Here is a 25,679-nt window from a genome sequence, read left to right as displayed (position 1 = left end):
TTTTTTGTTTGTCCAGGATTATCGAACCACTACTGCGTATTTTCTTGCATTGTAGATATTTTCAAAGGTCGTACGGTTCACCCAGTAAGAGCCGCTGATCGGATCGGACACATGGACTTGGTTGCCCGCCTTGTTGTAGCCGTCTAGCGTAACTGCATGGTTGTTGTTGGCAGCGACACCGAAGTTCCAATTCCCCCAACGGATCGGTTGGAAGTTGATCGTCACCCACGCCACTACGGGATTGCCATTTTTGACTTCGTTGATCAATGTATTCATTGAACTGCCTGAAATGTTTTGGACGTTCCCATATTTTTGTCCCCAGCTCGTTAACGGTGCTGGATAGATCGCTGAATACGTATAGGAATTTTCAACAAACGGAGATCCTACAAAACCGTTGTTCGGATTCCCATTCGGTGATTTCGGAATCGTGTTCAAAAACGAACGCAGGCTCCAGCCGCCTAGCTTGCCTTTGTATTGCAAAGCTTGAAGCAAGGACGCGCCTTCACAGCCGCTAGGTGCTCCCAAGGCATATTGATTGTAATTCTTCACACCCAATAAGCGATAGTCTTCATGACTTTGTTCACCGCCGCTGACCGCGTACCAAGCAATTCCTTCGTCACGCCAACCCGCTCGTTTTAGATTGTCCCGTTCCGAAGTGATGGGGGTATAATGATGCGCTCCTGATCGCGCATTTGGATTGTACAGCCGATACAATGGAATCCCTGAGCTTGGTGAATACCAAGAGATTCCCTCGTCACGCCAACCTACTTTTTTCAAATGATCTCGTTCGCTGGCGAGCAAGGTGTAGTGATGGTCTCCAGCGTTTGGATTGTAGAGTCGATACACGGGATTTCCGCCAGTCGGCGCTTGCCAGCCGATCCCTTCATACCGCCAGCCCACAGAACGCAAATGGTCCCGTTCACTGGTTGTCTTCGTGTAAAAATGCTCCCCGCTGTTTGGATTGTACAGACGGTACATGGGAACCGATGCCACAGCGGCGCGGAAAGATCGGGCATTGCCTTCTCGCAGCTCCTCCTTCGGTGCTTGCGTCGCATTCGCTTCATCTTGTCCGTCTTTATGCGGCGGCTCCACTTCCACGACTTCCCCGTTGACCACGGCGGTCTGAGTTTCCGCAGCTGTCTCTGGCTCTTGAGACGCTGGTGCGCTCTGCACAGTGCGTTCCCCTTCAGCCGGTTGGATAGCGCTTTCGGAAGTGTCACTCTCACTCGGTGCAGAAGGTATTTCCGATAGGCTCGTTTGCGCAGCATCTTCAGCTTGGATGACCGTTGGTGCGGCAAAGGCTGATAAGGTAACCAAACAAACCAGTAATACACGCTTTTTCATTTGAACATCCCTTTCCTCATTCTATACTTCAATTGACAACTTTCATTTAGAAATCAACATATTGATTATATCAATTATTTCATTATACTTTGTATCTTTTTTTTCGTCGTTTAATACGCTTTCCAATAAAAAAACTCCGCGAGTTTACGCGAAGTTTAAACGAATATTGTTATTCCTTACTGATCGAAACACGGGTCGGGCTGACCCACGTCCCTGTGCCGAATCCTAAAATTGTTTTGATAGCCGGGATGAAGGTCGTCGCGATCGTCAGCACATTCATCATCCAATAGATCAACATATAGAATGGCGCAAAAATCAGGTATTTCAATTTTCGCCCACTGTCATCAATGATCAGTGCTGCGGCCACTTGCATGAACCCTGCCAGCATCTCAAAATTCACAAAGATAAAGGACAGCGCCAGCATATGGAAGATTCGATCGTAGTCTCCCAAGACAAACGCATGGAGCATCGTTCCTAGAAAGACCGCTAAAAATACCCAGTAATACAAACTCCAAAAAATACTGAAGGTTTGGTCAATGAACAGTAAAAACTGTTCAAAATATTTGATGGGATGCAGCGGCACCTTCTTCATGTTCGTCAACCACACTTCTGTACCGCCTTTTGCCCAACGTTTCCGTTGCCGATAGAGCATCTTCAAGGTGTTGGGCACCCCCATGAAAAACATGATATCTGGTGCAAAGGTCGGAATCCAACCGTTTAATTGTTGATCCCACGCAATACTGATGTCCTCTGTTGCCCGGTCTTGGCGAAACAGGCCGACATCGATCAACGCATCTTTCCGGTACATCGTATTCGCACCGCTATAGGCATACATCGTTCCTAATGTACCGAGCTGCCCGCGTTTGATCACTCCGACGATGCTGGAAAATTCAACTGTCTGCGCCTTTTCAATGATCTTCGAGCGATTTTGAACATCCATATTGCCTGTTACTGCCGCCACGTTTTGATCTGCTTCGGTCATGAAATAATTCATGTATTTCCAAAGTGCATCCGCCTCTGGGATCGTGTCAGCATCGTTGCTTAATATGTATTCACCCTTCGCAAAACCTACTCCGATGTTGAAGGCATGGGCTTTTCCTTTGTTTTTCTCGATTCGCAGAACCCGCAACCGAGAATAGTTTTTTTGCAGACGCGCCAATATTTCAGGTGTCTGATCGGTCGATCCGTCGTCTGTCACGAGCACTTCATAATTGTGGTAGTTCAGTTCATTCAATAAATACGTTAGCGTCTCCTCGATCACCACTTCTTCATTGTGCGCAGGCACCATGATCGTAACAAAGGGTTCCTCAGAGACGGGAATCTCTTCGAACGTCGTCTTTTTATGACGAAAGAGCACTCGGTAAAAAATGACTTCGATCAGCCAAACAAAGGCGCCGAGAACAGGGTAACTGACTAAAATAAACAACAGGACATTCAACACTGCACTTAAAACGGGGTACCCTGTATCAATCGCCATCTTACTCTGCCTCCTTATAACGTTCACGTATTGTGTCATCTGCTAGATTTTTATCCTCTGGGACAGAATAATAGCGCACCTCGTGACGAAGCGCCTCCGAGCCAAAGCGTTCTGTATAGAAGGCATCCAACGCCGCCTTTCGAGTCTGCAAGCCTTCCTCATCATACAATTTTTCTACTTTTTCATGGTGCGTGATTCGATGATTGTTTCGCACTGTCAGAAAAAATACGCCCAGAATGATAATGCCTAATGAAACAAGAAATTGAAACCCGGTATGATAATAGATGGCTTCTCCAGCACGATCATTCCACACATGGTAAAACGCCGAATCATTCTTTAAAAGTGTGGATGAGACGGTCCAATAGATAGGGATCGATACAGCAATCCAACCAACGATCGTCAGTAGACCAATATAGAATTTGTTCCACCAATGTCCTTTTTCGAAAAAGTGATCACTTACAAAACGCTTCTCTGCCTCATGGCGATTCTCTTGATTTTTCATGCCTATCCCTTCTTTCTCCACCATTATGACTCCGTTTTCTGAAAACACAACATTTATGCTTTCATAAATTAAGGCGGCTTAATTTTATTCACTGCAACGAAACCGAACCAATTTTGTTACAAAAGGTTTATTTCCTTTTCCTGACCTCTACGCTAAAGTGGAATCAAAGGGGGATGAAAAAAATGAAAAATCAGAAAAATCCGATCGCGAACAACTTGCGGTCCTTAAGAAATCGAAACAAGTGGTCATTGGAATATGTGGCCGAACGCTTGGAGGTCTCGCGTCAAGCCGTTGCGAAATGGGAGAATGGGGATTCTTTACCAGATATTTTGAAATGCGATGCGCTTGCCAGTCTCTACGACGTTACTTTGACCGATCTGATCCGGCACAACCAGGAGGAGGAAGGTCTGCCCATCGGTCCGGCAGGCAAGCACATCTTCGGGATCGTTCCCGTCGGTGCCCGCGGTCAGCTCGTTTTGCCTAAAAAAGCCCGAGACCTGTTCAATATCCAGACTGGCGACACGCTGGTCGTTCTTGGGGACACGAACCCTGCCTCCAAGGGCATCGCTTTGATCGACAGCACGACCTTCATGCAAATGACTGGGAATATGATGGAAACGATCTTTGAACCAAAGGAGGAGGATGCTTGATGAATCTGTTGGAAGTTTCGGAGCTCTCAAAAAAGTATCCTACGTTTTCATTGAACAATGTCAGCTTCCATATCCCAAAAGGGGAGATCGTTGGGTTGATCGGTGTCAACGGTGCGGGGAAAACCACGATTTTAAAAGCCTTGCTGAATTTGATCCCTGTAGATCACGGGAAAGTAACGATGTTCGAGCAGCTCTTTTTGGAAAACGAACGTGCCTGCAAACAGAAAATCGGGGTCGTTCTAGGCGGCATTGATTTTTATAAAGAAAAGAAAATCAGCGATATCACAGCTGTTACAAAAAGATTCTATACTGATTGGGACGAAGCCGCTTATCAAAAATTCTTGACGCTCTTTTCTTTGGAGCCAACGAAAAAAATCAAGGAGCTTTCCGCCGGGATGCGGGTAAAGTACTCAATTGCCCTGGCGCTCTCCCATCAAGCGACGCTCTTTATTTTTGACGAACCTACCAGCGGACTCGATCCTGTATCTCGCGAAGAGCTGCTAGCGATTTTTCAGCAGATCGTCAAAGACGGGGGAAAAAGCATTTTATTCTCTACCCACATTACTTCAGATCTAGAAAAATGCGCTGATACGATCATTTACATTAAAGAAGGAGTACTGGTCAAAGCCGCGCCGAAAAAAGAGTTTATTGCGTCTTTTCAAACGCTAAAACGCCCCGAGGATGTCGGAGACCTTACGTTGGAAGCGATTATGGTTCGGATGGAGGAAAAACACTATGATTTCTAACTTACTATATAAAGAGATTCGGTTAGCTGCACATCCCAATTTGTTTATCTTTTCACTGATGGGGCCGCTGGTATTGGTTCCCGCATACCCGTATACGATGGTCTTTCTCTTTAGTCTGATCGGGAACTTCGTAAATTTGATGTATACCCGAGAAACCAACGACATCTACTACTCTGCACTGCTTCCGTTAAAGCGCTCAGAAGTCGTTTTGGGAAAATGGCTGGTCCTGCTGGTCTCCCAACTGTTGACGATCGTGCTCTCTATCCCCTTTGCCTTTTTGCGATTGCAGCTCTTGTCCCACCCCAATCCAGTAGGCATCGAAGCAAATACGGCTTTTTATGGATTCGGACTGATCCTTTTTGCCTGCTTCAATTTTCTCTTTTTAACAAGCTATTTCAAGACTGCATATAAAGTAGGGATCTCTTTCCTAAAGGGCCTGATCCCAGCAACGATCCTCGCCATGATCGTAGAGGCGCTGGTCCATTTTCCAACGCTTGCGTGGCTAGAGGACGTTACCCTTAAAGGACAACTCAGACAGTTGCCTATTTTAGCTGCTGGAATACTGATTTACGTCGTCATGATGTGGGGGACCTATCGCGTCTCTGTCCGCCGCTTCCGTCAGGTAAATCTTTAACAGAAAAAAACCGTTTCGATCCATCCGATCAAAACGGTTTTACTTTTCGAAATATCCTGACCAAGAGCGGCCATCTTCGTTTAAGCTTGCGCCTACAAAGACCTTTTGCGTTGATTTCCTCACACGTTCCCCTTCGCCCGTCAAGTCCTCCATCAACTCTTTGTGATGCGAATAGGTCACTTGATCCAGCTCGTTCAAGTCACGATTCGTACAGGTTGCCTCACTGCGCTCGGTTGGCTGCGAAGTCGCTGCCTTTGGAACAGCCGTTTCTTCTACTTCGCCCTTTTGCGTGACCTGAAAAATCAAAAACGCCGCCACCACCACTCCAACTAGTAACACGATTTTCTTCATTGCGTCCCCCTTGCAGCATACTCTTCCTTTTTAGTATGCCACAATTGAAAACGTTTTTGAATAAAAATATTAATGACTCATATAATCAGATTTTTTTTCGAACAAAAATTTTATAACTGATTATTTTTTAGTTAACTATGGATTTTCCACTGCCTCTATACTACTCAAACTCTTCGTATTCATTTGGGTCTTGGTCATCGATTCGTCCATCTGCTTTTTCCAGTAAATTGATCCGACCCACTTCTTCTTGCGTCAATTCAAAATCGAAAATAGCCAGATTTTCCCGTTGATGGATCAGGTTGCGGGATTTTGGAATAGGAAGGATGCCCCGTTCTGCGTGCCAGCGCAAAATAATTTGGGCCGGTGTCTTTCCATGTTTTTCAGCAAGCTCCGCAATGACGGTTTTCTTCAGCGCGTCATTGCCGCGGCCAAGCGGACTCCACGCCTCCGTTAAGATGCCCCGCTCCTTGTTTGCCTTCAGCATGCGCTCCTGCACCCAATAAGGATGGATCTCGATTTGGTTGACCGCAGGCGTAACACCGGTTTCTTCGATGATTGTATCTAAATGCTCCGGTTCAAAGTTCGAAACGCCGATAGAACGGATCAAGCCCAGCTTTTGAGCACGCACTAATGCTTGCCAAGCCTCCACATACAGCCCGCGTTTTGGCAAAGGCCAGTGAATCAAGTACAGATCAAAATAGTCTAGCCCCATCCGAAAAAGCGATTCTTGAATCATCATTAACGCATCTTCGTAAGCATGGTACTTTCCTGGAAGCTTGGTCGTCACAAAAAATTCCGAGCGAGGAAGCCCCGAACGACGAATCGCTTCTCCCACGACGCCTTCACTATCATAGTTTGTAGAGGTGTCCAACAAGCGATACCCATCCTGGATAGCCGTCAATACTTGATCGACCCCTACGCCACCGCGAATCTGAAATGTTCCTAAGCCAACTGCTGGTATCTGATGGCCGTCATTCATAGTAATCAATGGTGCTTTCATCGATAAATTCCTCCTTGTGTTACAAACATTCTCATTCATTCCGTTCACTGATTGTACGTATCTACCTTAACACCTCCCTCTCCTTGCTGTTAAATCCTCTGCTCATTCCAAAAGAATTTCTTTCAAAATCACGAGAAAAAAAAGCCGGAAAGAGGTATACTACAGATTGAACACGTAAAAAGGAGAAGATTCCGATGGATTCAATTATATGTATCATCTTGGGTATGCTGTTTGCGAACGGAGTCCCTCATTTTGTTAAAGGGATTACCGGTGAAAAATGGGATGTCCCATGGAAAAAATCCGCCTCTGCCTCCACAAATGTGTTATGGAGTATCCTGAACTGGCTGATCGTCGTGGTCCTCTATGCGCTCTTCAAACCCGCTTTGAACAGTTTCGATGCCGCCTGTTTCTTGATTGGTATGGGTATCACAGGCTATTACCTTGCCTTGCATTGGTCCGAAAAAAAGAATGAAAATGACGCTGCTTAATTAAGCAGCGTCATTTTTTACGCGTCAATCTCCGCTTTTTCCTTCTTCGTCAGCTTCTGATACACCAAACGGTACGACGTCTCGATAAGCTGCTTGATCGTGTCATCGTTTAGTTCATCGCTGGCTACCTTGATCGAGTTCCAATGATTTTTGTTGGTATAATAACCCGGAATCACAACACCCGGATACATCTCCCGTAGCTCTTCGTTTTTTTCAGGTAGATTTTTCAAGGTAATGATCGTCTCCTCCGTCGCTTGCTCGGTCATCAACCCAAACATCTTGCCTCTCAAATCAAAATAAAGCACGCCCCAATCCTCTCGATAATACACCGTCGCACCTTTCAACGCAGCACCAAAAGCTTTAAACGTTTCCATTCGTTGTTGAATAGCTGACTTTTCCATGATGGCCTCCTAAGTGATTTTTTTGACCCAATCTTTGTGTAGTCTTGTGGTTATTCCTTGTATCGCTCCAGGTTTCTCATTTCTTTTCAATTGAAAAATGCGTTCATACCGATCAGATTCATCAGGTTCATTCTCCCATAACCGATTTAATACAAGATGCCACTGATAAAAATCTGACCACAAAATAGCCTTTTTATAATAATGGGCGGGTATTTCAAACGTAAAAAACGCGTAACGACCGAAATCAAGCATCTCTTTCTCCTACAGATAGTGATAACTATCTGGCCAAAGCCAAAACAACTCACGATCCAACGGAGAATCTATCCGCCGACAAAATTGCTCTTCCATCCATTTTAATGTCCATAAAGTATTGTAGACCTTCATGCGTATACTTCGTTTTGGGCTGTCTTAAGCAGTAGCGATTTTATGGCATTGCCTAAGTTGGGAACTTTTTTGAATAAAACCACTTTTAGTTAAGTAAGAAAAAACTGGTGTTCCTTTGTTTTTAGATTTAGGCTCGTCGGCTGATTGGCCGTAGGACGCGATTTAAAATTATTTACTTTCCCCTAGTTTAAAATTCCTGCCTATCTTAAATTATACCCTCTACCGCATTGTCTTAATAGCTCTTTCTACTGATCTCAGATTTAGAATGGCGTCTTCGGTGTACATAGCTGCTTCAACTCGAAGGGATCTTTTTTATTTCAATAGTTTTGGTTCATTGTCGTAACGACACAGTTTTTAGTTTTTACGGCTGACAAATAGGGGCAAAAATACGGCTTTCTACCCTTTTACAAGATTCAGTCCGTCTCGTCCTTTACCTCACCGTTTTTTCTTTTTCCTTGAATGGCTCTTTCCCTTTTTCGTCTGTTTATAGAGTTCGTCTTTCCGTTCACGATTTTTTTGCTTTTCACTTTTTGGTTTTCGGAAGTCGATATAGGGTTTCTTTTCCGCAGAAAGTGCCAATGACTGCTCCGGTGCAGGCGTGTTCGTTGTTTTTTCTTTTCGTTCTTCGCGGGCTTTAGAGCGATCCTCGTCATTGGCTGGCGGACATTCTTCCGCTGCGGTAGGCGTCGGAATCTCTGGCTGCGGATTTTCGCGGTCGTCTCCACGCATATCTGTTAAAACGATACCTTCTGGCAACAGTTGTTTCGCGAGTTCTAGTTTTTCATCCACACTCAGGTTCATCAAATCGGCCATCGAGACAGTCGGTTCAACAGGAATCTGCACCTCTGATTCCTCAACGATCTCCCCTTTTTTGATCTTGAGATAGCGTGTGCAATTGTCGATCTCCGAATTTTCCAGTTTAACAAAACGGCGAATCCCGTCTTTTTCAAAAATCTTCAATGTAGACAACAGCTCTAAAACGGCATCGATCTTCAAGGCGGAAGAATGCGGATCTGCATCCCGCAGACTCCAAGAATGGCTCTTTCCCACAGCATCCTCAAATGTGGAGACTAGTTTGTATTGCTGCCCTCCCATTTCTTCAGGAGACGTGGTCTTTCCGAACAAATATTTTTTGCTGTCGCTTAATCGATTGTTGTAGCGGTGGTATTCTTTGGTGTTTTTATACAATCGGCGAGTGGCCTGCTCCCACTCTTTTCCACTTTTAAAGGCCTCACGAAACAACGGGAAAAATTTTCGCAGAACATCCGTCGGTTCCTCAGATAAAAAGATATCCCTTACCAATTCGCTGCAGATTCCCGAAAAGTCGCTTATACACAAACAATGACGAATCAGCACAGCAACAATATACTGAATCGCAGCATCTGAGTCAGATAGATCCGCATACGTTTTCAAAATTCGTTTTTCCAGATTGTCTCTTCCCATCGTAAATAGTGTGATTTGCGTCAATGGTTTGGTTGGCATAAGTATTCTCTCCTTTTTAAGTGGAACATCCCGTTTATTTTTTACTTCTTGAATTTTCTCTTATTCATCATACCTCAAAATATGGTCAATTTCCGTAAAAAAATAACTCTTTATTTTTCGTTTTATGAATAAAAATGAGTATTTATTATTTAAAATCGCTTGTAATCTATTTAAAAAAAGTGACCTTGATTTTCAAGACCACTTTAAATAACACTTATTCAGATATTATTGTTCGTGCATCGCTGGCAATTCATTTCTATTTAATTTGTTTACATAGGGAATCACCATGATCACGCCAGCGACGAACGCGATCCCTTCTGTAATCGTCATAGACCAGATGAGGCCGTCTAATCCGTAGAAATGATGCAGCAGTAAGACGACTGGAATAAAGAATGTCCCTTGGATCGTTGACATGATCCCTGTCTGAGCACCCAATCCAGAGGCTTGAAAAATCCCTGTAAACAGACCAGAAAAGCCATTAAAAACAGAGGAGACCAGTTGGGCTGCCAAGACGACCAATCCAACGTGGATCACTCGAGGATCATTGGTGAACAGATGCAAGACGGGGGCGCGAAATAAGTAAACTGCCAATGCAAAAACAATTGAAATGCCGCCGATCCATAAGGAAACTTCCTTCAACGCTTCCTTCAGCCGCTTCGTATTATGAGCCGAGAAGCTGTAAGCGAACAAGGGCATCGCCCCTAAAAATAGCCCCATCGTCAGAAACTCAGGCAATTGTGTGATTCGTACAGCAATTCCAAAGCTGGCAACAACATTGTCGCCATATGCAACAGAAAAGTTATTTAATAACAAGGTCGTGACGATCATAAACGCGGATTTGAACAATTCCGAAACACCAATCTTATAAATTTCTATTTGATCCTGAACAGAAATTTTCACATGCTTCAAGAATCCTTTTAACGATTCACTTTTGTTTTCCAGAAACCAAACATAATAGCTCGTTGCTGCGAGGTTCGCCACTACCGTGGAGATTCCCGCTCCGATCACGTGTAGGTCAAAGACTAAAATCAATAGCGCGTCTAAGGCAATACTGACCGCGACACTGATAAACATGCCATACATGGATTCTTTAGAAGCCCCCTCCGAACGAACTAGCTGTTCCAAAGCGAAATTCAGAATAAAGGCAAAGCCGCCGGCAAAAAGGATCGTTGAATATTGTTTCGTATAAAGCAACGTTTGCCCGTCTGCCCCCAGTAGATGGACTAAGGGATTCATAAAAAGAATCGCGGCGATTCCCAGAACCACACCTAAAGCAATGCTCATGTAAAAGGAGTACCCCGCTACCTTTTTGCCTTTTTGAGTCTCCCCGCTTCCGAGTAATCGTGTAATAAAGCTGCCTCCGCCAACACCAAACATATTTCCAACAGCCATCAACACGATCGTGATCGGCATCGCCAAAGTAATCGCAGACATCATATTGGTATCGTGGATCACCCCGATAAAGTACGCATTGATCAGGTTGTAGATCGTCGTCGCTGAGATGCCCACCATCATCGGGATCGATAAATGAGCGATCGCTTTGCGAATAGGGCTTTCTTTTAAATAGTAAATCGTTGATTCGTTTTCTTCAAATTCTTCCATGGGAATACCTTCTTCTATTAGAAATATAATTGTTAGATTTCTAACTATGAAGCCGCAAGCAGGCCATTCCTGCTTGTGTATTAAAGGCTGCGGTCTATCTTTGTGAGCAGCGCAGTTAATTGTTGGATTTCTGCTTCACTCAAGGCATGAAGCAATTCTTTTTCTGCCGCATAAAAAGCTTCATTGGTCTCCGTCACCAAAGCCTTGCCTTTTGGTAAGGCGTAGATATTTTTCTGACGTTCATTATCTGCCGGAATTCGCCGTTCGATATAGCCTTTTTTCTCCAAGCCTTGCAGCATACTGGTGATACTTGCTCCACGGCGCTGAAAGACTTCTGCTAAATCTTTTTGGATCAATCCCTTGTCTTCATTTTGCGCAATATAGGCGATCATTCGTCCCTGTTGTGGACTGACCCCCATATCCTTCACGCGATGATCCATTGATTCTCGAGATTTGTTCATGATGGAACGCAACAAATTAGAAACTACTAGTTTATCCAAACAAATACCCTCCTCGCTAAAAATTAGATATCTAACTGTTCGAACAGAATATACACGCACTTAAAACGAATGTCAATCAAAATAATTCGCTACCTAATAATTAGGTATCTATCTATTAATAGATAAATAAATCTATTCCTGATCAGAACTTGGTTATTATTAAAAAAATGACCGCGAGCTGCCTTCTAAACTTTATTAAACTTACTATTAAAAAATCACTTTCTCTAATTTTTTTATTTATTTACATAAAAATATAGTATTATTTAAGTATACACATTGGTTTTAGTAATTATTTTTAGGTATGAGGAGGGTATTACATGAAAAAGGGAATTGGGATCAAGGTTGGGGTCACATTGGCACTTTTGGCTAGCTTTCTATTTGCGACCCCCACACAACAGTACCAAGTAACTGCGGCTAAAGAAAAGACAGAAAAAACCACGGCTACCAAACGAAAAGCGAATAAAAAGGTTACTGTAAAAGTTAAAAAGTATGTTGATGGGAACACTACGCGTTTTAAATTGAAAAACGGCAAGAGCGTTACTGCCAAGTATTTGTTGACGCAAGCACCCAAGCTAAAAAAGGACAATCCTTACGCGCAGGAAGCGAAAGACCGAACAAAAGAAATTCTGAAAAACGCTAAAAAAATCCAGATCGAATATGACAAAGGTACCAAACGTGACAGCAAAAAAAGAGAATTAGTCTATGTTTGGGCTGATGGTAAGCTTCTTCAAGAAACACTTGCTGACGAAGGCTTGGTCATGGTTCGCGACACTAAAGGAAAAAACACAAAGTACCTTGATAGAATCAAAAAGGCAGAAAAAAAAGCAAAAGAACAACAGCGAAACATATGGAGTATTGAAAATTACGTTCAAGCGGGAAAAGGTTATGACCAAGCAGCCGCTGATGATTATAAAAAAGCACGTGCAGAAGCAGAAGCTGCAAAAGCAGCCCAAGCAGAACAGCTACGCAAAGAGCAAGAAGCGAAAGAAGCAGAGGCGAAACGAGCAGCCGAACAGGCGGAAGCCGCTCGAAAGGCCGAAGAAAAACGGCTCGCAGACGAGGCAGAGGCCGCCCGAAAAGCAGAAGAACAACGAGTCGCTCAAGAAGCAGAGGCAAAAAGACAGGCAGAAGCACAACAGGCTGCAGCGGCTCAAGCGCAGGCAGAGGCCCAAGCACAGCAACAGGCGCAGCAACAAGCACAAGCAGCCGAACCTGCACAGGGACAAACGGTTTACGTTACGCCGACCGGCAGCAAATACCACACCCACAAATGTGGAAATGGTACGTATTCACCGGCTTCGCTGGAATCTGCACAAAATAGCGGTCTAACACCTTGTTCAAAATGTTATTAAGATAAAGGGTGCCTCTTGGCATCCTTTTTTCTCTATCTTCTTCTACTGATGTCGGAGGTGCTTTAAACGTAGAAAAAAGAGTTGCCGCATACACGAAAACTCTTTTTTCTACGTTAATTAGTTTGTTTTACCTTCTAGCAATCGATTTTGTCCTTCGATCGCCTGAATGTCTGTAATGTCTTGTGTGACTTCTAAGCAGCCTAGATAGTCATTCGATTCATTTTTTAAAGCAAAGTAACGGATATAGATTTTTTTCCCACGCATGTCGATCCAAAAATCAGCTTCTGTACGGACACCCGAGCGAAAATCATCTAAGATCTGCTGCACGATATGCATACTTTTTGGCGGATGGCAGTTGACGACTTCTCGTCCAATAACTGATTTTGTACGGGGGAAGACTCGGCTTTTTCCTTCTGAGAAAAAGCGCACCCGATCTTCTTTGTCTACAAAAGTCAGATCCACAGGCAAGACTTGGAACAAGGCGATCATTTCTTCCAGCTTCATTGTTCCCGTTGGCAAAACGATTGTTTCTGTCGACGTTTCATTTTCCCAATCATAATGCTCTTCGGCAGAGACATCTGCGGTTTCTGCCGCAAGACCAGCTGCAATCCCTTCCGTTGTTTCCTTGGCTTGTTGGATGGCGAGCTGCCGAGCCGGTTCTCGTTCCTGCTCTTGTTCTAGTGAGGCTTGGCTCGCTTTCCACGGCAAAGGTTCTGGAATAAAAGAAAAGCCGATATCAAAACTATCTTCTGCGATTTTTTCCCAATCCTTTAGGCTGAAAACATCTAAGGTCATAGGTGCCATGATTTCTTCCTCTTTAAAAATCATTTCTTCCAGCTCGTTTTTTGTTGCTTCCCATTTTTCAGCGATAGGGTTATAGGCTATCTTGTCTGCTTTTGTCAATTGGATCAGTGCCTTGATCTGCTCACGAATCTCATCATCGACACCCCACATAACTTTTGGCGGCGCAGTGATGCCGTACTTTTCCATATAAGAAAAAATCAACGTTTCCTTCCGAGCATAGTGCTTATCAATCTGCAGCAGATCTTCCAGCGCATGGATCAGGCGCGGCTTTTGAGACCAATCCCCCGCTTTTATTTTAACCAGAAGACCATCGATTTCATCCGTCAGCAACGACTGCAGCACTTGATTTTCCAATTTCATCGTTTGGATCGGATGGCCTGGCTGTTCGTGTTCGAGGTTCGAACGGTGTATCTCGTTGATTGCCCCTTTAAATACAGAGGCATGGATGTTGCACAATTTCTGGATTTCCTGCGGATTCAACCCACTTTGTATCAGCGCCTTTTCTGCAGCCGTGATCTCCGTCACGTCGACCCCTTCAAATTCTTGATTAAACAATGTTTTGGCTTCTTCAAAAGAGCCCCCTTGATGCAGCAGCGACAAGATTTCGACAATTCTTTCCTGACGCTGCTTCCTTGTTCGTTCCATTAAAATTCTCCTTCCACTTCAAAGCCATTTGCTTCGAATGTTTGAATGATTTGATCCATTGGAATATGTTTCATTTTTGCGCCTTTAGGAATCGTGACGTACCGTCCAGCCGTCTGCAGCATTCCCGGTTTTGCGATGGCATCAAAACCTAATTTATACATTAAATCCTTGATTTCAGGATAAAGGGTGACTAATTCATACAAAGATTTGGACAAATCGAGTTTCTTCATTGTCAAACGCTGCTCCTTTCTTATTTGATAGGTCTCATTATACGTGCATCCTCCGCTTTTTACACGGGTTCTTTTAACCGATTACCTGTCTGTACGATCCAATGCAGCATATAGCGGTGCCAGATCCTCCATCGCGTGGATGGTTTCCTCAACAACATTAGAAAGAGCGTCTGTTTGAAAGAATAACTTTCCTAATTGAAAGCTTCGTCCCTTCATCGAATCTGTCCATTTATCCGACTGTGACTTCCCCTCCAAGAACGCTGTCAGCGGAAGATGATCGTCCAATTCATGTTCTGTTTGCGGCCAGATAAAATAGTTTTTGCTCTCCACCTGTAAATACCATTCAGCCAAAGTCGGCAGCAGGTCATTGTACGCTGCCAAGCTTCCTGAACGTTCCTCACTTTTATAATGCTGAAACATTAGATACACTTGAAATTGCTTTTTATTCAGCAGAACTGCTAAACAGGCATTTTGATTGCGATGTGCAGGATCACGATACGCACACCAAAAATGATTGCGCAAATTCCAGCCATTCGTCCAGCTTTCAATTTTCGGCTTTTCCATGTGAAATTCTTTCGGCAAGCCGTCCGCGACAGCCATCTGTATAGCTTTCCACTTTTGCCAATGTTCTTTATACTCTTTTTTGATTTTCTCAAGCTCTTTCTCTGAATGCTGCGCCTTCAGTTGTTTGAAAGTAAAATACTCCCGATCAAATAATTGAAAATCCGCGCGCACGGTCTCCATAGTCCTCACCTCTCCATTCAGTCGTCCCTATTGTAAACAGCCCATAGGATTTATTCAAACGAAATCCTATGCAAAAAGGCACTTCCTCGTATTGAGAAAGTGCCTTGAATTCTTCCTGATTCAGTAATTTCTTCGATAGCTGCTAGTTCATTTATTCTTATGCTCCAATGGAAGTTCCCGTTATTCATTTGGCATGACTTGCGACAATTGCTCGGCGAATTGCCAGGTCTCGCCATTATCCGAAGACCGGTACAAGCAAGCGAACATTTTCCCTTGATCGATCCCTTTCATTTTCAACAAATAGAATTTCGCTTCTAGCTGATTTGTGCTAACTTGAGTCACCTCATTTGGTGATTGAAAAAGATCCAATCCCCCTGTTTGGTATTCTTCGGGAATCGTCACCACCGCCTCTTTGAAGGAACTGCCGCTGTTGTTGGTGTAATACAACTTCTCCCTCGTCGAAACAAATCCTAACGTTGGGTTCACGAAGCTGACATTTTGGACAGGTTGACCGATCGTGGTACTGTTCATTTGTGACCAACTTTGCCCATGATCGTTGGTTTGAAAAAGGATTAAGCCTTCCGAAGAAACTTCCGGTGAGGCGCTGGAGTAGGCCAATATGCCGCTTCCATCAGCAAAGAATTGTGCTTTGCGGTAACGCATGCGCTGTGCGTTCTCAGATACGAGAGCTTTTTGCCACGTTTTTCCGTTGTCTTTTGAAGCTAGAAAAAACAAGTCCTTCTCGTTTTCAGAGTAAATAAACCAAGAGAAATCCTTTGAGACAGTGTAGGTTTTATCCATCCAATAGCCCATTGGAATCTCACCGGTCGTCAATAAATAACTGCCTGCCCGCAACCACTCCGGCTTCAACGGGACAAACGTCCAAGCCGCTCCGCTATCTGTCGTCATGTACAGTTCATGAGTCTCATTATTCAACTCCAATTGATTGGCTTGATTTACCTGTTTGTTCGGTGCCTTTCCTTGCTGCGTCAGTAAGCCAGCGCTTGACCGCGGCGCCTCGCTAGACGCTGTTGAATACGTACTAGGTCCCTCGCTCTCGCCATAAAGCATGCGATGCCGCGTCAGGCCCTCATAACCAAATACTCCCGCCGCCCCTAGAAAGACCAAACTAATCAGCAAGAGCGGCCATTTCGAATTCATCCTGTGCGCTTGAGGAAACGCGACTGGGAGCAGCGGCGGTTCGCTTGTTAATACAAATAATTGCATCGAAGAAAAACCAAAAAATTCTTGGCGATCTCCTAAACAAACCGAAGCACCGTCAAAGGTCGTGGTCAATTCGAGACAGTCGTCCTTCAATAAACGAATCATCGGCTTTTTGGGCTCTTCCGCTAAATAATACGCTTCACGGTCTTGATAAATAATCGGATATTTGGCTGCCCGTCTTACCAGCCGTTCCAAAAATTGCTGGAAAGATCGGCGTACCCATACCCCTTGAATCTCATTCACGATGAAAAATACCGCGACCGCAGCTACACTGAGAATACCTAATACTAGTGAAAAGTGGTAAAATCCCCGCAGCCAATAGCGAGTATCCATCGCGTGCGCGAACCCATCCATCCATTGATAGACAATACTCCCGATCCCAAAAAACAGACCACTCGATACTACTAAAAACAGAAACGCCGTGATCCTATTTTTTTCTCGCTGCCTCTTTGCACGTTTATAGATCGGCTCCCCAGAAGAGAGCAGCTCGATAATCAATAATTCCTGATCCATAAGTCCTCCCGTTCAACTTTTTTTCTCCTCTATTATCCGCCTAAAAAGATTGGATATCTAGCAAATAAACGAGGTTTAAAAAAAGCCCTAGAGATCACTCTCTAGAACTTCTTCAACCGTCCCACTTGTTCTGGCAGACCTTTGCGAATATAGGTGAAGCCTGAGTAAAGAACGACTGCGATCACGATCCAAGTCAGTACAGTCATATCTAATCCTGTCACGAAACGAGTCGCAACGATCACACCAAAGATACCGCCGATCGTAATCGCTAAGCTGACTTTTCGTGAGTAATCTCCCGATTTAATAAAGTTTGTTCCTGCAACTGGCATCAAGCCCGCACACGAAGCCATCATGATAGGAAACGCCACTAAAGGGCTTAGCCCAAGCATATAGACGAGTGCCATACAAGGCGCGTACAAACCAACACCGATCGTCATCAGCGCCCCTAAGATAAAATTCCCAACGATCCCGATGATCAATTTAATCCCCGTCAACCCTGTCAGGTGATTGCCCGTGCCTAATAAATCCAATAAGCCCAACTGCTTCATCGCCATCAAGGCAGCCGTGACGATCAAGGCGATACCCATATAAAACTGCACTTTCTTCTCCGGCAGCTTGCTGACTGTTTTTGAACCAATGTAAGATCCGGCGATCGCTGCGATCACCAAAGAGAACAACGTCAACGGTGCCACCTTCACCACAGTGATAAAGATGAAGGCCTCGATAATTACCGGAACAGTATGAGAGACGTTCAGGGTGCCTGGTAATTGACGGTCATTGTCTAATTGCTTCGTCATTTCTACCAACATCGTCGTCGGTGCAAAGCTTCCGATCCCCAACGTATCCATCGCGTCTGTAACAAACCCGATCACACCAGACACCAGAAAGTTTCCGCCGCCCCAATTTCCACGTTCTGCGATCAGATCGCGAATAAAATAAAACAAATAATAAACCAATAAGACTGCCAGCAGTCCCAACAAAATTTGTACCATCATTTTCTCCTCTGAATAAAATAATCAATGAAAGCTCTTTTTCCTTCTAAGATAATACAACAATTCACAAGGATTTTGACTGAAATCCACTAATAGTTTGATGATAGCCGTCCAAGAAACCTTGAAGGATTCTATGAGCGAGTACTCGACGAATCTTTCCAAAAAAAAGAACCTTCAATCGCTTGAAGGTCACTCACTCAACACAAAATAATTATTTTCAAAATCCGCGAAATTAAACAGCCGCCGATCCCCTTGTTCCATGATCGGATTCACATTCGGGCTTACGATTTTTAGACGTTCATGATAGGCCGCTAGATCGGACACCCTCATTACTAACGACGGGAAATTGTCCACCACTTCAGGTGAGACTTCCTCAATGAACTTTCGGTCGAACAAAACAAGCTGGACACTCTCCAGTAGTTGGACTGTTGCCTGCAGGCTTTCCTTCGTCACTGGCTGCTGCGAGACGAGCGTCCCATCGAAGCCTTGCTGCCAAAAGGCGACGGCGCTTGCGACATCATTGACATACAGCATGATCTCGATTCCTTTAAGCATGTTTCTCCGCCACCTCCTTCAAACGAAAACGCACCATGTCCGTGATGAGAGCCGTCGGCAATTCTTGATCATACGGGAATTGCACCGCGCCTTTGGAGGTTTTATAGTCCGTTAGCTCCTCGCTGAAGGCCTCTATCGCACTAGGCGCCGGGTAAAACCCTAAATGCTTTTTCATTCCGCCAAAGTGAACGAGATTTTCCTTTAAATAAAAGGTCGGCATCCCATAAGAGATTTTTTCAGTCGTTTCTACTGGCACTATTTCTTTGATAAGCTGATAGATTTCATTGAGCTTCGGCTGCTGCTCTTGGTTCGCCTCGTGGATGTATTTTTCGATTGAGGACATTTGATCACTCCTTTTTATCTTTTACCCAGTCTAGCTGAAAGAATTGAAAAGGGATACAAAGTTGCTCTATTCGTCCTTCAACAGGTCTCCTAATGAAAAGCCGTCGAAGGTCTCGCCATCATAATATTTCAACAATTGATCTGCCGTTAATAATGAAGACGTCATTTCTTCCTCTTTATCCTCCACTTGATTCAATGCGGCATACTCTTGATATTGTGCCGCTAATTGCTGGTACATCGCTTTTTTCGAGGGGCCTTCCCCTGTGATGAAGGGCAATTCCTTGAGATGTCCGCGATAAAGCGGCAGGTCCTCTACCCATTCGATCGGTTGTTCTACTACGGTCAATTGCACTTCGGCAAAAAGGTCTTCATACATTCGTTTTCTTCCTCTCGCATTTTCCGATACTGACGTGGTGTGAGTCCTTCGATTTGCTTGAAGCGTTTATAAAAGAAGGCTTTATCTTTATACCCCAATCGCTCCACGATCGTCTGCACCGTCAGGTCTGTCTGTTCTAAATATTTTTTGCAGCGTTCGATTCTTCTCAATAAGACGATCTCCGTAAAGGAATGACCCGTCTTCTCCTTCAATAAGCTCGATAGATAATTCGGATGGAAATGAAATTTTTCCGCCACCTCTTCCAATGTCACCTGCTCCAATCGCGCATCGATATACGCCAGCAACTCTTCAGTCAACTGACCATTCGACACGACACTGTCCTTTGCGATCAAGCCCTCAGGAGGGGCTTGGCTGATCTCAACAATCAGCAGCACAAAGGCGGCCTTCGTCACTTTGTTATTGAAATAGGCCATTTTGACGACCTGCTTCAATAAAAGCAGGGCATAAAAATGAACGTCGGTCTCTCCTGCAAAATCATAAACCAGAAAGCGTGAAATGCCAACAAATTCCTCACTTAATGCTTCGATAAAAAAACGGTACAATAGAGGTTCCTCGAAAATTTGCCCTAGCAAGGATTCGGTGAAGTAGCTCGCTTTAAAATAAAACGTCAGCACTTGCGTCTCTAAGCTCCCTGTATAAGAGAGCTGCGCAGCGCCATTCACTAGCAGCAGCCCACCTGCTGTCAGGCATCTCTCCGTATTATCTAGCTGTATCATCGCCGTCCCCTTCATCACATAGAGGATGCGAAGGAAGCCGTCTGGCACTTCGATTCGATCTGTCGAATCCTTCGTCACAAAAGCCGCGATCTCTCGCTGCGGATTCTCGGCAAACCGCTGAACCTCCCCTAGCATCTGTCCGTCATCTCCTAAGTAGCAATCCAGCGTCTTCAAAAATTGATAAAAACGCGTATCCTGCGTCGTTGTTGCATCCATCCTGTCACCACCTTATAATCGAACACTTTCTTCTTTTCCTACACTATTTAAAACAACCATGAAACAGCATATACTTTCTTTATTGATTGTACCACTATTGAAGTGTTCGTACATTTGATTCAAACACTCTTGAGGAGGAATTTATGATGAAAATTGGTTTTATTGGAGCCGGCAATATGGCCTCCGCGATCGTGGAAGGCATCGTTCAAAACGGCTTTAGCCAACCAGAAGATATTTATTTATACGACATTTCCAAAGAAAAGGTCCAAGCATTTGCGGAAAAAGTCGGAGCCCATGCATTAAACGATCCGCAGGAAGTCATTCAAACGGTCGATACACTGATCTTGGCTGTGAAGCCGAATGTCATTAAAGGCGTGCTATTGGAAGCCAAAGAAGCAATTCTGCAAAAGGACCCGTTGATCGTCTCGATCGCAGCAGGAACCAGTACAGAAGCGATCTATGACGTGTTTGAAACCGACCAACCGATTCGAATCGTACGGGTAATGCCCAATATGAACGCGATGGTCGGTGAAGGCGCAGCAGCTGTTTGCGGAAACCCAAGCGCCACAAAAGAAGATGTCGCAACGATCATTGATCTATTCAATGCCGTCGGTAAAGCATGGCCCTTAGAGGAGAAATATTTCTCCATCTTCACCGCGATCGCTGGAAGTTCGCCAGCGTACACCTTCCTATTCATCGATTCGATTGCTCGTGCAGCGGTGAAGAATGGGTTGCCGAAAGACATCGCCTTGGAAATGGCGACGCAAGCCATTTTAGGCAGTGCGCAGACCTTGGCTCACAGCGATGAAAATCCTTGGACGCTGATCGATCGCGTAAGCTCCCCTGGCGGAACGACTGTCGCAGGAATCGTTGAATTAGAAGACAATGCCTTCATTTCAACAGTGATCAAAGGCATTGATGCTACGATCCGTAAAGACGAGGAGTTAGGGAAGAAATAATCGTTTAAACTAATCTGATAAAAGCCTTGGCAGTAATTGCCAAGGCTTTTTCAGGATTAGTTTGCGTGGAATAGCTCCAACAACGTATCGTAGATGTATTTTTCTGTGTTCGTATAATTATTTTTCTTCAATCGACAGATCATGACCTTCCAAATGATCGGCTCATTCATTCGACGAGCCACAAAATCAGCAGAAGCATACTGCTCCGCCATCGGCAGCGGAAGGATCGTCAGCAGTTCTTCGTTGATCTTCGTAGAATTCAGCATAAAATCCCATGAACTTGATTTTAAAATAATATTCGCGTAAACATTGTTCCTCTCACAGGCGTCTTTGAACAAATGATGGATCATAAAGCTTTCATCAAAGATCGCGATTTTTTCATTGTGGAGGTCCTTCCAGTCAATCGTCTCTTTCGTTGCCAAATGATGATTGGGCGATAAAAATACGGCCAGCTCTGAACACTGGATCTCAAAGGAGTCAATGATATTTTTAGAAATCCCCTCTGGCGAAAGCAAAACAGCAATATCGATATTTTCTAACAGCAATTCACTTTTTAAGCGATGAGCACCTTGCTCTTTTAGCGTGAAATTGATCGTCGGATTGTCTAAGATCAATTTTGGCATGATCGTAGAGAAAATAACGGACAAAATCAACGGCGGAATACCAATCGTTATACTGCCTGCCATCGTTTCAGTTGCCTCATGAAGATTCACTTGCATCTCATTGTATTTTTTTATAACCTCTTGTGCATCATAATAATATTTCTCGCCCACGTAGGTCAGACCGATGATTTTTCCATTCGTCCGTTTAAACAGATTTGTGCCTTCACGGCTTTCAAAATCATTGATCATAATGCTTAATGTTGGTTGTGAAATATAGAGATTCTGAGCGGTTCGACTTAAATTGAAATCGTTGTTTACAATTGATATAAAATAACGAAGATGCTTTATATCCATAACAGACCTCCTAAGTGTATTCTCTCTTCTTTCTAGAATAGGCAGATTCTTTAAAATTGTCAAAAGCAAATTCCATAAAAAAAATTTATAGCTCGTTAAAAATTTCCTATTTTCCATTGCTATTTTTTCCTGCTATGCTAATTACGAAATCAGTTGAAAGCGCTTTTAATTGACTAAATTATTTTTAAGGAGTTTCTATCATGAGAAAAATCGTCATTACTTCTGCTCTACGAACACCGATTGGGTCGTTTGGCGGCACGCTAAAAAACATTTCCGCTGTTGACTTAGGCGAACGTGTCGTAAAAGAGCTTTTATCTCAATCTGGAATAACCCCTGAAGCCGTTGATGAAGTCATTTTTGGTAATGTGCTCCACGGCGGGCTCGGACAAAACGTAGCCCGTCAAATCGCGGTCAACGCTGGGATTCCTGTAGAAAAAGCGGCCTTTACTCTGGATATGGTTTGCGGCTCAGGCTTAAAATCGATCGAGCTGGCTATTCAAGCAATCGCTTGTGGAGACGCGGACGTCATCATCGCAGGCGGCACCGAGAACATGAGCCAAGCCCCTTATGTACTAAAAGATCATCGTTGGGGCGGCCGTCTAGGTGACGGGAAAATTATCGATACGTTGACCCATGACGGACTTACAGATGCCTTTAACCACTATCACATGGGCATCACCGCAGAAAATATTGCAGAAAAATACACTATCTCCCGTGAAGAACAAGACAAATTTGCTGCGGACAGTCAGGAGAAAGCTAACGCTGCTTTAGAACAAGACCGATTCGCTGATGAGATCGTGCCGGTCACGATCCCTCAACGACGCGGAGACGACCTCACCTTTACAAAGGACGAATACCCTAAAGCAGGAACGACCTTCGAGAAGCTGCAAAAACTGCGCCCGGCTTTCAAAAAGGACGGGAGCGTTACAGCTGGAAATGCTTCAGGGATCAACGACGGCGCTGCCGCTGTCTTGATCATGAGCCAAGAAAAGGCTGAGGCCTTTGGATTGCCGATTTTAGCAGAGATCGTCAGCTACGCAAGTGCTGGCGTTGCGCCTGAGATCATGGGAACAGGACCGATCCCAGCAACAAAAAAAGCGTTGAGCAAGGCTTCCCTTACAATGGCTGATATTGATTTGATCGAAGCAAACGAGGCCTTTGCCTCACAAGCGATCTGCGTAATGTCTGAACTCCAGATGGCTCCTGAAAAAGTCAATGTCAACGGAGGCGCGATTGCATTGGGTCATCCGATCGGTGCTAGCGGTGCTAGAATCTTAGTCTCATTGGTTCATGAAATGAAGCGCAGAGAGGCGGCGTATGGTTTGGCAACACTATGTATCGGAGGCGGTCAGGGAACTTCTTTGATCGTGAAGAAAAGGTAGAAGCGAGGGAATAGCATGAAAAGAATTGAGCTAACTAAAGCTGTCGAAATGGTGCATGACGGAGATGTCGTTATGGTCGGAGGCTTCATGGCAAACGGCACTCCAGAAGCATTGATCGATGCGCTAGTCGAAAAAGGGGTGAAAAATCTTACCCTGATTTGTAATGACGCTGGTTTTGTTGATAAAGGGGTTGGTAAGATGGTGGTGAAGAAGCAGTTCGATAAGATCATCGCCTCTCACATCGGACTGAATCGCGAAGCTGGTCGTCAAATGAACGAAGGTGAAACGATCATTGATCTAGTTCCGCAAGGCACATTGATCGAGCAGATTCGTTCGGGTGCCTATGGATTAGGCGGCTTTCTAACACCCACCGGCGTCGGGACCCTCGTGGCAGAAGGAAAAACAGTATTGACCGTAGATGACCGCGAGTTTCTTTTAGAAAAACCATTAAAGGCTGACGTCGCCTTGATCCTTGCAGACGTGGCAGATGAATCGGGCAATCTCCAATATACCGGTTCAGAAAACAATTTCAATCATCTCATGGCAGCGAATGCAAAAACAACGATCGTGGAAGCTCGTAAAGTCGTTCCAACTGGGACGATCGATCCAATTTTTGTCCACACACCAAATATCTTTGTTGATTATATCGTGGAAGGAGGCCCAGCATGTTAACTAAAGAGCAAATGCAAGAGCGCATCGCTAAACGAGTCGCTCAAGAATTGACCGATAACTCCCTTGTCAACCTGGGGATCGGCTTGCCTACGAAAGTAGCAAATTATATTCCTGAAGGCATCCATGTCACCCTGCAATCCGAAAATGGATTTATTGGTCTCGGACCCGTACCAGAAGAAATCGATCCAAGCATCGTCAACGCTGGTGGTCAGCCTGTTTCGATCCAACCTGGAGGCGCCTTTTTCGACAGCAGCACCTCCTTTGGGATCATTCGCGGCGGTCATGTCGATGTGACTGTTTTAGGCGCGTTGCAAGTGGACCAAAACGGCAATATCGCCAATTATCTGATTCCAGGAAAGATGGTTCCCGGGATGGGGGGCGCAATGGACCTGCTAACTGGTGCTAAAAAAGTCATCGTCGCGATGGAGCATACAAGCAAAGGGACCGCAAAAATTTTGAAGAATTGTACCCTTCCTCTGACTGCACAAGGGATCGTTGATTTGATCATCACCGAAATGGGTGTCTTTCGAGTGACCCCAGAAGGCGTTGAAGTATTAGAAATCTATCCAGATTTTACATTCGAAGAAATTCAGGCGGCTACTGAAGTGCCGTTAATCAAAAACATAAAAAAGGAGCACATACAAAATGTCTAAACAAGTCGTATTCGTTACAGGAGCTGCGAGCGGGATCGGAAAACAAATTGGAGAAACATTCTTAAAGGAAGGAAAAATCGTCGTATTCTCAGACATCAATAAAGAAAAATTAGACGAACAAGTGGCCGCCTATAATCAACAAGGCCATGAAGCACTAGGGCTCGTCTGCGATGTCACCAAGGAAGAACAAATCAATGCGGCAATCGATGAAACCGTCGAAACTTATGGCCGCTTAGACATCTTAGTAAACAATGCCGGCTTACAGCACGTGGCTATGATCGAGGATTTTCCTACTGAGAAATTTGAGTTTTTGTTAAAGGTTATGTTAGTTGCACCGTTTATCGCAATCAAACGAGCATTGCCAACTATGAAAAAACAAAAACACGGGCGCGTGATCAACATGGCTTCAATCAATGGCGTGATTGGGTTTGCAGGAAAATCGGCCTACAATTCGGCCAAGCACGGCATCGTTGGGCTAACAAAAGTAGCAGCTTTAGAAGCGGCCGACTCAGGCATCACAGTAAACGCTATTTGCCCAGGTTATGTAGATACACCTTTGGTCCGCGGTCAATTTGAAGACTTGTCGAAAACACGCGGCATTCCTTTGGAAAATGTTCTAGAAGAAGTGCTTTATCCATTAGTGCCCCAAAAACGACTGATCGATGTCCAAGAAATCGCCGATTACGTTTCCTTCCTAGCCAGCGACAAGGCAAAAGGCGTCACTGGTCAAGCCGTATTACTTGATGGCGGCTACACCGCTCAATAA

30 protein-coding genes are annotated in these 25,679 nt (G+C 44.5%); 10 read left to right on the top strand and 20 right to left on the bottom strand.

Going from position 1 to position 25,679, the window contains the following annotated elements; genetic code table 11:
- Positions 1-18: 18 nt before the first annotated feature.
- From IGI66_RS00670 to IGI66_RS00660, 3 genes are all read right to left on the bottom strand, one after another.
- On the bottom strand, positions 19-1,344 hold the full coding sequence (locus IGI66_RS00670) for a C39 family peptidase (protein WP_438847023.1): 1,326 nt from the start codon (positions 1,342-1,344) through the stop codon (positions 19-21).
- 169 nt (positions 1,345-1,513) lie between these two features.
- A complete protein-coding gene (locus IGI66_RS00665; protein ID WP_438847021.1) occupies positions 1,514-2,821 on the bottom strand; it encodes a glycosyltransferase family 2 protein in 1,308 nt (435 codons plus the stop codon).
- A 1-nt stretch (position 2,822) separates the two neighbouring features.
- Positions 2,823-3,323 (bottom strand): hypothetical protein, encoded by a 501-nt coding sequence (locus IGI66_RS00660; RefSeq protein WP_438847019.1) that lies wholly within the window; start codon positions 3,321-3,323, stop codon positions 2,823-2,825.
- Positions 3,324-3,505: 182 nt separating this feature from the next.
- Between IGI66_RS00660 and IGI66_RS00655 the strand changes: the two genes are divergently transcribed.
- Genes IGI66_RS00655 through IGI66_RS00645 form a run of 3 tightly spaced genes read left to right on the top strand, consistent with a single transcriptional unit; the run spans position 3,506 to position 5,353 of the window.
- The gene (locus IGI66_RS00655) at positions 3,506-3,973 is read left to right on the top strand and encodes a helix-turn-helix domain-containing protein (RefSeq protein ID WP_114525253.1); all 468 of its coding nucleotides are present in this window, start codon (positions 3,506-3,508) and stop codon (positions 3,971-3,973) included.
- Entirely contained in the window at positions 3,970-4,719 is a 750-nt protein-coding gene (locus IGI66_RS00650; protein ID WP_438847017.1) for an ABC transporter ATP-binding protein, read from the top strand. The genes IGI66_RS00655 and IGI66_RS00650 overlap by 4 nt, the downstream gene beginning before the upstream one ends.
- The gene (locus tag IGI66_RS00645) at positions 4,709-5,353 is read left to right on the top strand and encodes an ABC-2 transporter permease (protein WP_438847015.1); all 645 of its coding nucleotides are present in this window, start codon (positions 4,709-4,711) and stop codon (positions 5,351-5,353) included. Before IGI66_RS00650 ends, IGI66_RS00645 begins: the two co-directional genes overlap by 11 nt.
- A gap of 39 nt (positions 5,354-5,392) precedes the next feature.
- On the opposite strand, the gene IGI66_RS00640 is transcribed toward IGI66_RS00645, so the two are convergent.
- Together IGI66_RS00640 and IGI66_RS00635 are read right to left on the bottom strand one after the other, a co-directional pair.
- Positions 5,393-5,704, bottom strand: coding sequence for a hypothetical protein (locus IGI66_RS00640; protein ID WP_301517484.1), 312 nt, complete (start codon positions 5,702-5,704; stop codon positions 5,393-5,395).
- A 160-nt stretch (positions 5,705-5,864) separates the two neighbouring features.
- Positions 5,865-6,704, bottom strand: coding sequence for an aldo/keto reductase (locus IGI66_RS00635; RefSeq protein WP_438847013.1), 840 nt, complete (start codon positions 6,702-6,704; stop codon positions 5,865-5,867).
- A 194-nt stretch (positions 6,705-6,898) separates the two neighbouring features.
- Between IGI66_RS00635 and IGI66_RS00630 the strand changes: the two genes are divergently transcribed.
- Positions 6,899-7,192, top strand: a complete 294-nt coding sequence (locus tag IGI66_RS00630) for a hypothetical protein (protein WP_010782130.1) — start codon at positions 6,899-6,901, stop codon at positions 7,190-7,192.
- 17 nt (positions 7,193-7,209) lie between these two features.
- Here IGI66_RS00630 and IGI66_RS00625 read toward each other — a convergent pair whose 3' ends face one another.
- The 5 genes from IGI66_RS00625 to IGI66_RS00605 all read right to left on the bottom strand — a co-directional run bounded on the left by IGI66_RS00625 (position 7,210) and on the right by IGI66_RS00605 (position 11,561).
- A complete protein-coding gene (locus IGI66_RS00625; RefSeq protein ID WP_438847011.1) occupies positions 7,210-7,593 on the bottom strand; it encodes an MmcQ/YjbR family DNA-binding protein in 384 nt (127 codons plus the stop codon).
- 9 nt (positions 7,594-7,602) lie between these two features.
- Positions 7,603-7,845 (bottom strand): hypothetical protein, encoded by a 243-nt coding sequence (locus tag IGI66_RS00620; protein WP_438847009.1) that lies wholly within the window; start codon positions 7,843-7,845, stop codon positions 7,603-7,605.
- A gap of 567 nt (positions 7,846-8,412) precedes the next feature.
- Positions 8,413-9,459: a glycosyltransferase family 1 protein gene (locus tag IGI66_RS00615; RefSeq protein ID WP_438847007.1), complete on the bottom strand. Its 1,047-nt coding sequence runs from the start codon at positions 9,457-9,459 to the stop codon at positions 8,413-8,415.
- A 225-nt stretch (positions 9,460-9,684) separates the two neighbouring features.
- Entirely contained in the window at positions 9,685-11,061 is a 1,377-nt protein-coding gene (locus tag IGI66_RS00610) for an MATE family efflux transporter (protein ID WP_438847005.1), read from the bottom strand.
- Between the two features lie 80 nt (positions 11,062-11,141).
- The gene (locus IGI66_RS00605; protein ID WP_086305926.1) at positions 11,142-11,561 is read right to left on the bottom strand and encodes a MarR family winged helix-turn-helix transcriptional regulator; all 420 of its coding nucleotides are present in this window, start codon (positions 11,559-11,561) and stop codon (positions 11,142-11,144) included.
- A gap of 317 nt (positions 11,562-11,878) precedes the next feature.
- Here IGI66_RS00605 and IGI66_RS00600 point away from each other — a divergent pair, with 317 nt between their 5' ends.
- On the top strand, positions 11,879-12,913 hold the full coding sequence (locus IGI66_RS00600) for a thermonuclease family protein (RefSeq protein ID WP_438847003.1): 1,035 nt from the start codon (positions 11,879-11,881) through the stop codon (positions 12,911-12,913).
- A 117-nt stretch (positions 12,914-13,030) separates the two neighbouring features.
- Here IGI66_RS00600 and IGI66_RS00595 read toward each other — a convergent pair whose 3' ends face one another.
- The 9 genes from IGI66_RS00595 to IGI66_RS00555 all read right to left on the bottom strand — a co-directional run bounded on the left by IGI66_RS00595 (position 13,031) and on the right by IGI66_RS00555 (position 20,291).
- Positions 13,031-14,362 (bottom strand): DUF438 domain-containing protein, encoded by a 1,332-nt coding sequence (locus IGI66_RS00595; RefSeq protein WP_438847001.1) that lies wholly within the window; start codon positions 14,360-14,362, stop codon positions 13,031-13,033.
- On the bottom strand, positions 14,362-14,592 hold the full coding sequence (locus IGI66_RS00590) for a DUF1858 domain-containing protein (protein WP_010782140.1): 231 nt from the start codon (positions 14,590-14,592) through the stop codon (positions 14,362-14,364). The genes IGI66_RS00595 and IGI66_RS00590 overlap by 1 nt, the downstream gene beginning before the upstream one ends.
- Before the next feature lie 81 nt (positions 14,593-14,673).
- Positions 14,674-15,336: an HI_0552 family protein gene (locus tag IGI66_RS00585; protein WP_438847000.1), complete on the bottom strand. Its 663-nt coding sequence runs from the start codon at positions 15,334-15,336 to the stop codon at positions 14,674-14,676.
- 180 nt (positions 15,337-15,516) lie between these two features.
- Positions 15,517-17,073 (bottom strand): WD40/YVTN/BNR-like repeat-containing protein, encoded by a 1,557-nt coding sequence (locus IGI66_RS00580; RefSeq protein WP_438846998.1) that lies wholly within the window; start codon positions 17,071-17,073, stop codon positions 15,517-15,519.
- A gap of 101 nt (positions 17,074-17,174) precedes the next feature.
- Positions 17,175-18,065 carry a sulfite exporter TauE/SafE family protein gene (locus tag IGI66_RS00575; protein WP_086305931.1) on the bottom strand — a complete coding sequence of 297 codons (891 nt, stop codon included), beginning with the start codon at positions 18,063-18,065 and terminating at the stop codon, positions 17,175-17,177.
- 189 nt (positions 18,066-18,254) lie between these two features.
- Positions 18,255-18,620, bottom strand: a complete 366-nt coding sequence (locus IGI66_RS00570; RefSeq protein WP_438846996.1) for a VOC family protein — start codon at positions 18,618-18,620, stop codon at positions 18,255-18,257.
- Positions 18,613-18,963 carry an iron chaperone gene (locus IGI66_RS00565; RefSeq protein ID WP_301516452.1) on the bottom strand — a complete coding sequence of 117 codons (351 nt, stop codon included), beginning with the start codon at positions 18,961-18,963 and terminating at the stop codon, positions 18,613-18,615. The genes IGI66_RS00570 and IGI66_RS00565 overlap by 8 nt, the downstream gene beginning before the upstream one ends.
- 66 nt (positions 18,964-19,029) lie before the next feature.
- A complete protein-coding gene (locus IGI66_RS00560) occupies positions 19,030-19,338 on the bottom strand; it encodes a hypothetical protein (RefSeq protein WP_086305934.1) in 309 nt (102 codons plus the stop codon).
- A complete protein-coding gene (locus IGI66_RS00555) occupies positions 19,305-20,291 on the bottom strand; it encodes a helix-turn-helix transcriptional regulator (RefSeq protein WP_301516453.1) in 987 nt (328 codons plus the stop codon). The genes IGI66_RS00560 and IGI66_RS00555 overlap by 34 nt, the downstream gene beginning before the upstream one ends.
- A gap of 146 nt (positions 20,292-20,437) precedes the next feature.
- On the opposite strand from IGI66_RS00555, the gene proC reads away from it, so the two are divergent.
- Positions 20,438-21,250: a pyrroline-5-carboxylate reductase gene (gene proC, locus IGI66_RS00550; RefSeq protein WP_081633635.1), complete on the top strand. Its 813-nt coding sequence runs from the start codon at positions 20,438-20,440 to the stop codon at positions 21,248-21,250.
- Between the two features lie 56 nt (positions 21,251-21,306).
- On the opposite strand, the gene IGI66_RS00545 is transcribed toward proC, so the two are convergent.
- A complete protein-coding gene (locus tag IGI66_RS00545) occupies positions 21,307-22,206 on the bottom strand; it encodes a LysR family transcriptional regulator (protein WP_114525239.1) in 900 nt (299 codons plus the stop codon).
- Positions 22,207-22,406: 200 nt separating this feature from the next.
- Here IGI66_RS00545 and IGI66_RS00540 point away from each other — a divergent pair, with 200 nt between their 5' ends.
- Genes IGI66_RS00540 through IGI66_RS00525 form a run of 4 tightly spaced genes read left to right on the top strand, consistent with a single transcriptional unit; the run spans position 22,407 to position 25,679 of the window.
- Positions 22,407-23,588: an acetyl-CoA C-acetyltransferase gene (locus IGI66_RS00540; RefSeq protein WP_114525238.1), complete on the top strand. Its 1,182-nt coding sequence runs from the start codon at positions 22,407-22,409 to the stop codon at positions 23,586-23,588.
- Positions 23,589-23,603: 15 nt separating this feature from the next.
- Positions 23,604-24,260 carry a CoA transferase subunit A gene (locus tag IGI66_RS00535; RefSeq protein ID WP_301516454.1) on the top strand — a complete coding sequence of 219 codons (657 nt, stop codon included), beginning with the start codon at positions 23,604-23,606 and terminating at the stop codon, positions 24,258-24,260.
- Positions 24,254-24,913 carry a 3-oxoacid CoA-transferase subunit B gene (locus IGI66_RS00530; RefSeq protein ID WP_114525236.1) on the top strand — a complete coding sequence of 220 codons (660 nt, stop codon included), beginning with the start codon at positions 24,254-24,256 and terminating at the stop codon, positions 24,911-24,913. Before IGI66_RS00535 ends, IGI66_RS00530 begins: the two co-directional genes overlap by 7 nt.
- Complete coding sequence (locus IGI66_RS00525) at positions 24,906-25,679, top strand: 3-hydroxybutyrate dehydrogenase (protein ID WP_438846992.1); 774 nt, start codon at positions 24,906-24,908, stop codon at positions 25,677-25,679. Before IGI66_RS00530 ends, IGI66_RS00525 begins: the two co-directional genes overlap by 8 nt.

This window comes from Enterococcus sp. AZ048, from assembly GCF_051715125.1.
Classification (GTDB): Bacteria; Bacillota; Bacilli; order Lactobacillales; family Enterococcaceae; genus Enterococcus_A; species Enterococcus_A gilvus.
The sequence above is the reverse complement of the archived record's forward strand: the minus strand, read 5'-3'. Positions and strand labels throughout refer to the sequence as shown.